Here is an 11,626-nt window from a genome sequence, read left to right on the forward strand (position 1 = left end):
AAAACTTATATTAGATTTAGATCAATGATCTGACTGAAGATGGGTCATCTTAACGCTCAGGAACCCTCTTATGTTTCCCAGCCTGTTTATCTCCCACGGCTCACCGATGCTCGCACTGGAACCGGGCGCCAGTGGCCCGGCCTTGGCGCGACTGGCGGCCGAACTGCCGAAACCGAAAGCCATCGTGATCGTCTCCGCCCACTGGGAGAGCCACGAATTGCTGGTCAGCAGCAACCCACAGCCGGACACCTGGCACGACTTCGGGGGCTTTCCCCGCGCATTGTTTGAAGTGCAGTACCCGGCGCCGGGCGACTCGCAACTGGCGGCGCAAGTAGCCGAGCTGCTGGCGGCCAACAACCTGCCGGCCCGCCTCGACCCGCAGCGTCCGTTCGATCACGGCGTGTGGGTGCCGTTGTCGCTGATGTACCCGCAGGCGGATATTCCGGTGGTTCAGGTTTCCTTGCCAAGCCGTGCCGGCCCGGCGTTACAGACTCGCGTTGGTCGTGCGCTGGCCGGCTTGCGTGAGCAAGGCATTCTGCTGATCGGCTCTGGCAGCATTACTCACAACCTGCGCGAACTGGACTGGCATGCCGGGCCGGAAAGCGTTGAGCCGTGGGCGCGGGATTTTCGCGACTGGGTGATCGACAAGCTGACGGCGAACGATGAGGCGGCGCTGCACGATTACCGCCAGCAAGCGCCGAACGCGGTGCGCAGTCATCCGAGTGATGAGCATTTGTTGCCGTTGTATTTTGCGCGGGGGGCGGGTGGCGAATTCAGCGTGGCGCATCGGGGGTTCACGATGGGCGCGCTGGGGATGGATATTTATCGTTTCGGGTAAAAGCAAAAGATCGCAGCCTTCGGCAGCTCCTACAGGTAAATGCATTCCCATGTAGGAGCTGCCGAAGGCTGCGATCTTTTGACCCTGAAAAACAGGCAAAAAAAATCCCCGAACCAGTCGGGGATTTTTTATGTGCGATCAATCAGCCCAAGGGCGGATCAATCTTCGCGGTAGCGACGCAGCTTCAACTGCTTACCAGCAACGCGAGTGTCCTTCAGTTTGGTCAGGAGTTTGTCCAGACCATCTTCCGGCAGCTCGACGAGGCTGAAGCTGTCACGCACCTGGATGCGACCGATCGCTTCACGGGCCAGACCGCCTTCGTTGAGGATGGCGCCCAGCAGGTTTTTCGCGGCGATACCGTCACGCGCACCCAGCGCGGTACGGCAACGAGCACGGCCTTCGCCCAAAGGCATTGGCGCGCGACGCTCGCGATCACCACGATCTGGACGATCACCGGTGCGCTCAGGACGGTCGCCACGCGGTGCGTTGTTCGGCACCAGTGGGCGTTCCTTCTCGATTGCCGCCAGGTTCAGCGCTTGACCGTTGGTGGCTTTGCGCAGCAGCGCAGCAGCCAGAGCACGCGGAGTGCAGCCGATGTCTGCAGTCAGACGATCAAGCAGCTCACCGTGAGTCGATTCGGCATCAGCAACCAGCGGCGACAGGCTGTTGGTCAGTTTCTTGATGCGCGCATCGAGAACGGCTTGAGCGTCCGGCAGGCGAACTTCAGCCACTTTCTGACCGGTTACACGCTCGATCACTTGCAGCATGCGGCGCTCACGTGGAGTCACCAGCAGCAGTGCACGACCTTCGCGACCGGCACGGCCAGTACGGCCGATACGGTGAACGTAGGACTCTGGGTCGTACGGCATGTCAACGTTGAACACGTGAGTGATGCGCGGAACGTCCAGGCCACGAGCAGCAACGTCGGTCGCCACAACGATGTCCAGACGGCCATCTTTCAGCGAGTCGATGACGCGCTCACGCTGGTTCTGGGCGATGTCACCGTTCAGCGCCGCGGCTTTGTAGCCTTTGGCGTCGAGGGCGCTGGCCAGATCCAGGGTCGCTTGCTTGGTGCGCACGAACATGATCAGCGCGTCGAAGTCTTCCACTTCCAGCAAGCTGAGAACGGCCGAAGTCTTCTGGTCAGCGTGAACCAACAGGTGAGCCTGTTCGATCGCGGTAACGGTCTGGGTCTTGGTCTGGATCTTCACGTGTTGCGGATCGCGCAGGTGGCGTTCGGCAATGGCGCGGATCGACTGCGGCAGGGTAGCCGAGAACAAAACGGTCTGACGGGTCGCTGGCAGAGCCTTGAAGATGACTTCCAGGTCATCCATGAAGCCCAGCTTCAACATTTCGTCAGCTTCGTCGAGAACCAGGTGGTTCACGGTCGACAGCACTTTTTCGTCACGACGCAGGTGGTCGCACAGACGGCCCGGAGTGGCGACAACGATCTGTGCGCCATTACGGATTGCTTTCAGTTGTGGGCCCATCGGCGCGCCGCCGTAAACGGCCACAACGGTAACGCCCGGCATTTGCTTGGCGTAGGTTTCGAAAGCGGTTGCTACTTGCAGCGCCAACTCACGAGTTGGCGCCAGGATCAGGGCTTGCGGTTCGCGCTTGGCAGGATCGATGCGGTGCAGAATAGGCAGTGCGAACGCGGCGGTTTTACCGGTACCGGTTTGCGCCTGGCCAATCATGTCCTGGCCGGCCATGATGATCGGGATCGATTGCTGCTGAATCGCCGAAGGCTCTTCGTAGCCGGTCGCTGCGACGGCTGCAAGAATATTCGGGTTAAGATTAAAAGCGGCGAATCCGCCGGTTTCCTGGGTCATGGGTCTGCCTCTAAGTGCATCCGCAAAGACCCATGCTCCAAAGCTGCGCATGCCGTGTTGAGACTCAAGAGTCGCCCTGGCAGCTTTGTCGGCGGGGATTTGCGAAAACGAATGAATGAAAAAAAAGAATCGTCCGGGAAGAGCCCGCAATGCGGACGTGCAGCCGAAGCTGACTTCGGGAAATTGCGCTACCTAAACGCGGCCCGGTTAAAGGCCGGCGCGCACTATACCGGATTTTGCCCGAAAAGGGAGCTTTTTTTATCGTCTGAATGCGTGTGTCACCGCTGTGTAACGGGGTTTTGCGGATAATCGCGCCAAGGTCTATTTTTCAAAGGCCCGGCCCTGCGGGCGATGACGCTTAAACGATTCACCGACCTGCGGCATTCCGTCGCCGCACCCGCCCTTCCCGCCCGAGGATTTACCATGAACCAGCCCTGCGCCGGCCGCGTCAGCCGAGAACGTCGTGGTCACGTGCACTTGATCGGCCTCGATCGGGCGGCCAAGCGCAATGCTTTCGACCTCGACCTGCTCAATGCACTGAGCCTGGCCTATGGCGAGTTCGAGGCCGATAACGAGGCCCGGGTGGCCGTGGTATTTGGCCATGGCGAGCACTTCACCGCCGGTCTGGATCTGGTGAGTGCCAGCTCGGCGCTGGCGCAAGGCTGGCAGGTTCCGACCGGCGGCTGCGACCCGTGGGGTGTTTTCGTTGGGCCTCGAGTGAGCAAACCGGTGATTGTCGCCGCACAGGGCTACTGCCTGACCATCGGTATCGAGCTGATGCTGGCCGCCGACATCAATCTCTGTGCGAGCAATACCCGCTTCGCGCAGATGGAAGTGCAGCGTGGGATCTTTCCTTTTGGCGGCGCGACTTTGCGTTTCCAGCAGATCGCCGGTTGGGGCAACGCGATGCGCTGGTTGCTGACCGGGGATGAGTTTGATGCGCACGATGCGTTGCGCTTGGGGTTAGTGCAGGAAGTGATGGCCAGTGAGGATTTGCTGCCTCGGGCGATTGAATTGGCCGAGCGGATTGCCCGGCAGGCGCCATTGGGGGTGCAAGCGACGTTGCTTTCAGCGCGACAGGCACGGTATGAAGGTGAGACGGCGGCGGCGCAAGGGTTGCCGGCGTTGGTGAAGAAGTTGTTGGCCAGTGAAGATGCCAAGGAGGGCGTGCGGTCTTTGGTGGAACGCCGCCCCGGAATATTCAAAGGGATCTGAGAATTATGGCGCCTGTCTGGGCCCCATCGCTGGCAAGCCAGCTCCCACAGTGACCGAGTCGTTCACACATTTTGCGTACGGCGCGAACCCTGTGGGAGCTGGCTTGCCAGCGATGGGGCCAGCTCTGACGCCTCAGGTCGCCGGGCGAATACTGTTGATCAACGATTGCAACGAATACCCCAACCGCGGCGCCAAGGCTTCAGCCCGCGCAGTCAGTGCCTGCATGTCCAGCACCTGGTCCAGGTCCGCCGGCACCAGCAGAATCACATTGCCCTCCTTCACCGGCAGTTCCCAGTAATGCCGGTGATAGAGCCCGCGCAGCAGCGCCGCCCCCAACGGCTGGCCATCATCGGTGGCCCACTGATTGATCACCAGCCACCCCCCCGGATTCAAACGCTTCTGGCAATCACCGAGAAACCCCCAGGCCAGATGCCCGACACCCGGGCCGACGTCAGTGTAGAGGTCGACGAAAATCAGATCCGCAGGCTCGGCAGTCGGTAACAACTCCAGCGCATCGCCGACACGGATGTACAGGCGAGGATCATCATCCAGCCCAAGGTATTCGATCGCCAGACGCGGCACGTCCGGGCGCAACTCGATGGCCTCGACATCTTCCAGCGGCAGAAACTTGAGGCAGGCCTGGGTCAAAGTGCCCGCGCCCAGCCCGAGGAACAGCGCACTCTCGGGCAGCTCATGGCACAACGCACCGATCAACATCGCGCGGGTGTAGTCGTACTCCAGCCAGCTCGGGTCAGCGGTGAACACGCAGCTCTGCTCGATCGCATCACCGAATTCGAGAAAGCGGTAATCAGCCACTTCCAGCACGCGAATCACGCCGAACTCGTCCTGTACTTCGGCGAGCAGATGCTCGACGCGCTCCTCAGTCATTTCGTCTCCTGATGGTCACCGGGCGCGGTGACGCGATGGCACCGCTGTGGCACCGTGGCAAAACCGCGATTGTCGGCGATGGGGCGGGAACAGGTCACGCACTAATTGCTGCTAACATGGCGGTCCGTGCGAAGAACCTTAGAGACCGTGATGAGCCAACCGTGGAGCCCTGACAGCTGGCGCGCCCTGCCGATCCAGCAACAACCCCAATACCCCGACGCCGCGCACCTGCGCCAGGTCGAGCAAACCCTGGCCAGTTATCCGCCACTGGTGTTTGCCGGCGAGGCGCGCGAGCTGCGTCGACAGTTTGCCGAAGTAACTCAGGGCCGTGCGTTTTTGCTCCAGGGCGGTGATTGCGCCGAAAGCTTCGCCGAGTTCTCCGCTGCAAAGATTCGCGACACCTTTAAAGTGTTGCTGCAAATGGCGATCGTCATGACCTTCGCCGCCGGTTGCCCGGTGGTCAAAGTCGGGCGCATGGCCGGTCAGTTCGCCAAGCCGCGTTCGGCCAACGACGAGACCATCGATGGCGTGACGCTGCCGGCTTATCGCGGCGACATCGTCAACGGCATCGGTTTCGACGAGAAAAGCCGCGTGCCGGATCCGGAGCGTCTGCTGCAGTCCTATCATCAATCGACCGCGACGCTGAACCTGTTGCGCGCCTTTGCCCAAGGCGGTTTTGCCGACCTGCACCAAGTGCACAAGTGGAACCTCGATTTCATCGCCAACTCGGCGCTGGCCGAGAAGTACAGCCACCTCGCTGATCGTATCGATGAAACCCTGGCGTTCATGCGTGCCTGTGGCATGGACAGCTCGCCGCAACTGCGCGAAACCAGTTTCTTCACCGCCCACGAAGCGCTGCTGCTGAACTACGAAGAAGCCTTCGTGCGCCGCGACAGCCTGACCAACGATTACTACGATTGCTCGGCGCACATGCTGTGGATCGGCGACCGCACCCGTCAGCTCGACGGCGCGCATGTCGAGTTTCTGCGCGGGGTGAACAACCCGATCGGCGTGAAGGTCGGCCCAAGCATGAACCCCGATGATCTAATCCGCCTGATCGACGTGCTCAATCCGGACAACGATCCGGGTCGCCTGAATTTGATCGCGCGGATGGGGGCGAACAAGGTCGGCGATCACCTGCCGGCGCTGATCCGCGCGGTGCAGCGTGAAGGCAAGCAGGTGCTGTGGAGTTCCGACCCGATGCACGGCAATACCATCAAGGCCAGCAGCGGCTACAAGACTCGCGACTTCGCGCAGATTCTTGGCGAGGTGAAGCAGTTCTTCCAGGTGCATGAGGCTGAAGGCACTTATGCCGGCGGGATTCACATCGAGATGACCGGCCAAAACGTCACCGAGTGCATCGGTGGTGCGCGGCCGATTACCGAAGACGGCTTGTCGGATCGCTATCACACGCATTGTGATCCACGGATGAATGCCGATCAGTCGCTGGAGTTGGCGTTCCTCATCGCTGAAACCCTCAAGCAAGTCCGCCGCTAGAGTTCGATATCTTTATCGCTTGAACCGGCCTCTTCGCTGGCAAGCCAGGCTCCCACAGGATCTGCGTCGCGCACAAAATTGATGAATGACGCGGTCAATGTAGGAGCTGAGCTTGCTCGCGAAGGCGCCCCCTCATTCAACAGGTTCGCCGCTAGAGTTCGATATCTTTATCGCTTGAACGGGCCTCTTCGCTGGCAAGCCAGGCTCCCACAGGATCTGCGTCGCGCACAAAATTGATGAATGACGCGGTCAACGTAGGAGCTGAGCTTGCTCGCGAAGGCGCCCGCTCATCCCCCCCCCCTCATTCAACAGGTTCGCCGCTAGGGTTCGATATCTTTGTCGTTTGAACCGGCCTCATCGCTGGCAAGCCAGGCTCCCACAGTGACCGCGCCGATCACAAAATCTGTGTACGACGCAGAACACTGTGGGAGCCTGGCTTGCCAGCGATGGCGTCAGTTCAGTCACAGCCGATTTGGGCGAATGCCACTCGTAATCGTGCGGCACTCTCGCGCTGACAATTGAGCTGTACCCGCGCAAGCCCCAACCAATCCGCCATCCGCCGTAAATTCACCGCCAGCGCCAACATCCCCGCCTCATCCAGCCCCGGCTCCTCCTCGTGCACCGCATGCACCGCCAACCGCCCCGCCGCCCGTTCGGCACGTAGATCAACCCGCGCCGCAATCCGCTCATTGTGCAAAAACGGCAACACGTAATAGCCGTAAACCCGCTTGTCCTGCGGCGTGTAGATCTCCAGCCGATAGCGGAAATCGAACAACCGCTCGGTGCGGCTGCGCTCCCAGATCAACGAATCGAAGGGCGACAGCAGCGCACTGGCAACCACCTTGCGCGGGACTTTCGGCTCCGGCAGGCAATAGGCGATCTGCCGCCAACCGGCCACTTCGCATATTTGCAGTTGCCCCGCCTCGACCAGCTCAGCCAGTCGCGGACGCGCATCCGCCGGATTCAAACGAAAGTAATCGCGCAGGTCTTTCTCCGTACCCACGCCCAACGCCTGTGCTGCATGCAACAGCAAACCACGCTGCGCCTCAGCCTCATCGGGCAACGCTTGCTGCAGAATGGACGAAGGAATCACTCGCTCCGGCAAATCATACAAACGCTCAAACCCACGCCGCCCCGCCACCGTCACTTCACCGGCAGCAAACAACCACTCCAGCGCGTGCTTTTCCGCGCTCCAGTCCCACCATGGCCCGGCCTTGTCTTCGCGGGTCGACAGACTGCCGGCGCCGATCGCGCCCTGCTCTTGCACCGAACTCAACACGCGACGTACAACGTCTTGCTGCTCGCGACCAAACTTGGCCAGTTGCTGATAAATATCTTCGCCGCGCCTGGCGCGTTGCATGCGCCAGCCCATCAACGGATACATCGACAGCGGCAACAACGACGCCTCATGCCCCCAATATTCGAACAACGAACGACGACGCCCCGAACTCCAGGCAGCCTGGTCGAGCAAGTCAGAAGGATAGTTACCGAGACGTGAAAACAGCGGCAGATAGTGCGAGCGCACCACGGCGTTGACGGAATCAATTTGCAGCAAGCCCAGCCGTTCGATCAGCCGGTTGAGGTGAGCGGCCTTGACGGTCGGCGGCTGGCGCCCGTTGAACCCTTGGGCGGCCAGCGCCAGACGTCGCGCCTGTTTGAGGGAAAAGGCCAGTGTCGCGGGCATGAGCATCTCCTTGTCTGCTCGCAACCTACCTCACCTGAAAGTGTTTTGTGTAGCACTGGCGTCATCATTTATGCATCGGATCATCCCAGAACGGCCGCACAGACTCGTGTTCGACGTCGGCACGACTGACCCCGATGTCTTTCAACGCTTCGTCGCTCAGACTGGCGAGCAACTCACGTTCACGGTGCAATTCATACCAGCGGCTAAACTTGTGCAGCAGGTCGGAAACGATATGGCCGTGGCCGTCAAATTTGTCTTCGCTTACATACTCTCTTTGACCTTTCATCGTGTTGCCCTCCATGTGGATGGCTCAAGTCTCGCGCCAGCGCTAAGATCAATCCAACGAATGTTTCTGATGGCATGCATCACGGAGATTCATCAATTGTCGGCCTACCCCAGTATCGATACCGATGTGTTGCGCACCTTTGTCGCGATTGCCGATCAGGGCGGTTTTACCCGCGCCGGTGAAATGGTCAACCGCACGCAATCGGCGGTGAGCATGCAGATGAAGCGTCTGGAAGAGGACGTGTTGCAGCGCCAATTGTTCGAGCGCGACGGCCGACAGGTACGCCTGACTGCCGAAGGCCAGGTGCTGCTCGGTTACGCGCGGCGCATCCTCAAGCTGCACAGCGAGGTGTTCAACACTCTGCGCGAACCGCACATGGTCGGCACGGTGCGCATTGGTACACCGGACGATTATGTGATGCGTTTTCTGCCGGGGATTCTGTCGCGATTCGCCCAGTTCTATCCGTTGATCCAGATCGAAGTGCATTGCGAGTCGACCAAACAACTGTTGCAGCGCACCGATCTGGATCTGTCGATCGTTACCCGCGAACCGGGCAACGAGATCGGCCAACTGCTGCGCAAGGAGCGTTTCGTCTGGGCCGAGGCGCAAAATTTCAGCGCCCATGAACAAACGCCGCTGCCGCTGGCGATGTTCAACAGTGATTGTTTCTGCCGTTTGTGGGCGTGCAATGCACTGGACGCGATGGGCCGCGATTACCGCATTGCCTACAACAGCACCAGTTTGTCGGCGCTGATGGCCGTGGTCAGCGCGGGTCTGGCGATCACCGCGCAACTGGAAAGCCTGATCACCCCGGACATGCGCATTCTCGGTGCTGCCGAAGATCTGCCGCTGTTGCCCGAGGCCAGCATCATGCTGATCCGCAACCTGAACAACCCGTCGCCGATCACCGAGTGCCTGGCCGAGCACATCGTCGAAGGCTTCAAACTTTAAACGCGAGCATCACCGCACACAGCACCAGAAAGCCGCAGAACAACCCGCGCAGGAGTTTTTCCGGCATCGCGTGGGCGACTTTCACGCCCCAACTGATGCTGGCCAGCCCGCCAATGGCCAGCGGCAAACCGATCATCCAGTCCACCTCGTGATGCACTGCGTAGGTCACCAGGGTCACGCCGGTACTTGGCAGTGCCAGCGCCAGCGACAAACCCTGCGCGACGACTTGTGTGGTGCCGAACAGGCTGGTCAGCACTGGCGTCGCCACCACCGCCCCGCCGACACCAAACAATCCGCCCATGGTCCCGGACGCCGCGCCGAGCACACCCAGCCACGGCCACGAATAGCGCATTTCGGAAGTCGTAGCGGGTTGCTTGCCGAACATCTTCAACAGGTTGTAAGCCGACAACACCACAAGGAACGCAACGAAACCGATACGCATGGTTTGCGCATCGATGCCGACCGCCCAGATCGAACCTATCCAGGCAAAACAAAAGCCCATCAGCGCCAGTGGCAGCGCGTGGCGCAGTTCGATGCGATTGCGCTGGTGATAGCGCCACAGCGCCAGCATTACGTTGGGCACCACCATGACCAGCGCCGTGCCTTGAGCGATCTGTTGATCGAGGCCGAACCACACGCCCAGCAACGGAATCGCGATCAAACCGCCGCCGATGCCAAAAATGCCACCCAAGGTGCCGAGTGCGGCGCCAAACAGCAGGTACAACAAAAACTCCATCACAGCCCAATTCCTCTAACGTCAGGCAACTCATCCTACGCAGTCGCCGCTGGCGGGGAAACGCACAGCAACGCACAATGGCTATGCCGATTTCGCACAAGCACCGGGCCGAACATGAATCCCAATCAATTGACCGACCAACTCGGGCTGTTTCTCGACGTGTTGGAGAGTGGCAGTTTTTCCGCCGCCTCGCGCCGTCATCCGCTGACGCCCTCAGCGGTCGCGCGGCGTATCGACAGCCTGGAAAATGCCGTCGGCAGCCAGTTGTTCATTCGCAGCACCCACGCCGTACTCGCCACGCCGGCCGGTCTGGCGTTCGCCGAGCGGGCGCGGCGCATCGTCGCCGAATTGCAACTGGCCCGGGCTGAAGCGGTGTCCTTGAGCAGCGCCCCCGAAGGCTTGATCCGCATCGATGCCCCGGCCGCGTTCGGGCGGCGACATCTGGCGCCGGTGATTGCCGACTTCCTCGTCCTCTATCCGGGGCTGGATGTGCAATTGCACCTGATCGACAGCTTCGTCGACATGGGCGGTTCGAACCTGGGCAAGGTTGATCTGGTGTTGCGCGCAGGGCAACTGGCCGATACGCGGCTGGTGGCCACGCCGTTGGCGAGCATGGTGCGCATTGCCTGCGCCAGCCCGGACTACCTCAAGCGTCGCGGTATCCCCAAGCACCCCGCACAGTTGAGCGAACATGACGGCCTGGATTGGGAAGGACTCGCCCCGCCCTTCGCCTGGCGATTCGAACAGGACGGTCAGATGCAATTGCACCGTCCGGCGCGGATCCGCATGAGCGCCAACAATGCCGAGGCGCTGGTATGTGGCGCATTGGCCGGGTTGGGCATCGCCCATTTACCCACTTGGCTGGCCAGCGAATACCTGCTGCGCGGCGAGTTGCTGCCGCTGTTTTGCGAAAGTGGCCTGCCGAGGGCGGAATCCACGGGTATCTACGCACTGCGTATGGAGCAGCAAACCAACTCCCGCAGTCGCTTGTTGTTGGAGTATCTGAAGACGCGGTTCAGCCCGGTGCCCCCTTGGGATCTGGCGCTGCAGCGGGACCTGGGTCGTCATTAGCGCTGGCGAATTATCTGGCGCATTAAACATTCGGGCGCTAGATTCATGACCATTACCGATCAAGGCTTTGATATGACTTCCGACCGCAACACCCCCGACGTCTGCGAAGAACTGCTGCTGAACAATCAGGCGTGCTTCGCCCTGCACTCCACTTCGCTGATGATGACCAAGGTCTACAAGCCGCTGTTGCAGGCGCTGGGCCTGACGTATCCGCAGTACCTGGCGATGATGGTGCTGTGGGAAAAGGACGGTTTGACGGTCGGAGAAATCAGCGCAAAGCTGCTGACTGATCCGGGTTCGCTGACGCCGCTGCTGAAACGGCTAGAGGGCGAAGGCCTGCTCAGCCGTACGCGCAGCCGAGAGGATGAGCGGGTAGTCATCGTCGAATTGACCGAACAGGGCCGAGCGCTAAAAGATCGGGCGCGCACGGTTCCCCCTTGCATCCTCGGCGCCAGCGGTTTCTCCATCGAGCGCCTGCAAAACCTGCAAGCAGAACTCCAGGCACTGCGCAGCCACCTGCAAAACAGCCTTACCTGAATCTACCTCTCCCCCCTGTAGGAGCTGCGGCACGCTGCGATCTTTTGACCTGGGCTTTTTCAAGATCAAGAGATCGCAGCGTGCCGCAGCT

The 11,626-nt window shown here is 60.6% G+C and carries 11 protein-coding genes; 6 read left to right on the forward strand and 5 right to left on the reverse strand.

All coding sequences use genetic code 11. The annotated features are described in order from the left end of the window. The first annotated feature begins 70 nt into the window (after positions 1 to 70). Entirely contained in the window at positions 71 to 838 is a 768-nt protein-coding gene (locus PMI37_RS29160) for a DODA-type extradiol aromatic ring-opening family dioxygenase (protein WP_008088237.1), read from the forward strand. Positions 839 to 996: 158 nt separating this feature from the next. Here the strand turns inward: PMI37_RS29160 and PMI37_RS29165 are convergent, their stop codons facing one another. Next, positions 997 to 2,670: a DEAD/DEAH box helicase gene (locus tag PMI37_RS29165; protein ID WP_008088238.1), complete on the reverse strand. Its 1,674-nt coding sequence runs from the start codon at positions 2,668 to 2,670 to the stop codon at positions 997 to 999. Between the two features lie 423 nt (positions 2,671 to 3,093). Here PMI37_RS29165 and PMI37_RS29170 point away from each other — a divergent pair, with 423 nt between their 5' ends. Continuing rightward, positions 3,094 to 3,885: a crotonase/enoyl-CoA hydratase family protein gene (locus PMI37_RS29170; protein WP_008088240.1), complete on the forward strand. Its 792-nt coding sequence runs from the start codon at positions 3,094 to 3,096 to the stop codon at positions 3,883 to 3,885. A gap of 132 nt (positions 3,886 to 4,017) precedes the next feature. Here PMI37_RS29170 and PMI37_RS29175 read toward each other — a convergent pair whose 3' ends face one another. Then, entirely contained in the window at positions 4,018 to 4,773 is a 756-nt protein-coding gene (locus PMI37_RS29175) for a spermidine synthase (protein WP_008088242.1), read from the reverse strand. A gap of 150 nt (positions 4,774 to 4,923) precedes the next feature. On the opposite strand from PMI37_RS29175, the gene PMI37_RS29180 reads away from it, so the two are divergent. Then, entirely contained in the window at positions 4,924 to 6,270 is a 1,347-nt protein-coding gene (locus PMI37_RS29180) for a class II 3-deoxy-7-phosphoheptulonate synthase (protein WP_007964815.1), read from the forward strand. A 457-nt stretch (positions 6,271 to 6,727) separates the two neighbouring features. On the opposite strand, the gene PMI37_RS29185 is transcribed toward PMI37_RS29180, so the two are convergent. Both PMI37_RS29185 and PMI37_RS29190 read right to left on the reverse strand, forming a co-directional pair. Further along, positions 6,728 to 7,954, reverse strand: a complete 1,227-nt coding sequence (locus PMI37_RS29185) for a winged helix-turn-helix domain-containing protein (protein WP_008088244.1) — start codon at positions 7,952 to 7,954, stop codon at positions 6,728 to 6,730. Between the two features lie 64 nt (positions 7,955 to 8,018). Beyond that, positions 8,019 to 8,240, reverse strand: coding sequence for a DUF1127 domain-containing protein (locus PMI37_RS29190; RefSeq protein ID WP_008088246.1), 222 nt, complete (start codon positions 8,238 to 8,240; stop codon positions 8,019 to 8,021). Between the two features lie 96 nt (positions 8,241 to 8,336). Here PMI37_RS29190 and PMI37_RS29195 point away from each other — a divergent pair, with 96 nt between their 5' ends. Beyond that, entirely contained in the window at positions 8,337 to 9,191 is an 855-nt protein-coding gene (locus PMI37_RS29195; protein ID WP_026000633.1) for a LysR substrate-binding domain-containing protein, read from the forward strand. On the opposite strand, the gene PMI37_RS29200 is transcribed toward PMI37_RS29195, so the two are convergent. Continuing rightward, positions 9,181 to 9,930 carry a sulfite exporter TauE/SafE family protein gene (locus PMI37_RS29200; RefSeq protein ID WP_177323345.1) on the reverse strand — a complete coding sequence of 250 codons (750 nt, stop codon included), beginning with the start codon at positions 9,928 to 9,930 and terminating at the stop codon, positions 9,181 to 9,183. The two genes, PMI37_RS29195 and PMI37_RS29200, sit on opposite strands and share 11 nt — an antisense overlap. 111 nt (positions 9,931 to 10,041) lie before the next feature. Between PMI37_RS29200 and PMI37_RS29205 the strand changes: the two genes are divergently transcribed. Then, positions 10,042 to 10,998, forward strand: coding sequence for a LysR family transcriptional regulator (locus PMI37_RS29205; RefSeq protein WP_008088254.1), 957 nt, complete (start codon positions 10,042 to 10,044; stop codon positions 10,996 to 10,998). A gap of 45 nt (positions 10,999 to 11,043) precedes the next feature. Next, positions 11,044 to 11,535, forward strand: a complete 492-nt coding sequence (locus PMI37_RS29210; RefSeq protein WP_008088256.1) for a MarR family winged helix-turn-helix transcriptional regulator — start codon at positions 11,044 to 11,046, stop codon at positions 11,533 to 11,535. The last annotated feature ends 91 nt before the right edge of the window (positions 11,536 to 11,626 follow it).

Source organism: Pseudomonas sp. GM80, assembly GCF_000282515.1.
GTDB lineage: Bacteria > Pseudomonadota > Gammaproteobacteria > Pseudomonadales > Pseudomonadaceae > Aquipseudomonas.

Coding starts and splice junctions, on each gene's coding strand:
- PMI37_RS29205 (WP_008088254.1), top strand. CDS start 10,042: ATGAATCCCAATCAATTGACCGACCAACTCGGGCTGTTTCTCGACGTG.
- PMI37_RS29175 (WP_008088242.1), bottom strand. CDS start 4,773: ATGACTGAGGAGCGCGTCGAGCATCTGCTCGCCGAAGTACAGGACGAG.
- PMI37_RS29210 (WP_008088256.1), top strand. CDS start 11,044: ATGACCATTACCGATCAAGGCTTTGATATGACTTCCGACCGCAACACC.
- PMI37_RS29190 (WP_008088246.1), bottom strand. CDS start 8,240: ATGAAAGGTCAAAGAGAGTATGTAAGCGAAGACAAATTTGACGGCCAC.
- PMI37_RS29170 (WP_008088240.1), top strand. CDS start 3,094: ATGAACCAGCCCTGCGCCGGCCGCGTCAGCCGAGAACGTCGTGGTCAC.
- PMI37_RS29185 (WP_008088244.1), bottom strand. CDS start 7,954: ATGCCCGCGACACTGGCCTTTTCCCTCAAACAGGCGCGACGTCTGGCG.
- PMI37_RS29165 (WP_008088238.1), bottom strand. CDS start 2,670: ATGACCCAGGAAACCGGCGGATTCGCCGCTTTTAATCTTAACCCGAAT.
- PMI37_RS29180 (WP_007964815.1), top strand. CDS start 4,924: ATGAGCCAACCGTGGAGCCCTGACAGCTGGCGCGCCCTGCCGATCCAG.
- PMI37_RS29160 (WP_008088237.1), top strand. CDS start 71: ATGTTTCCCAGCCTGTTTATCTCCCACGGCTCACCGATGCTCGCACTG.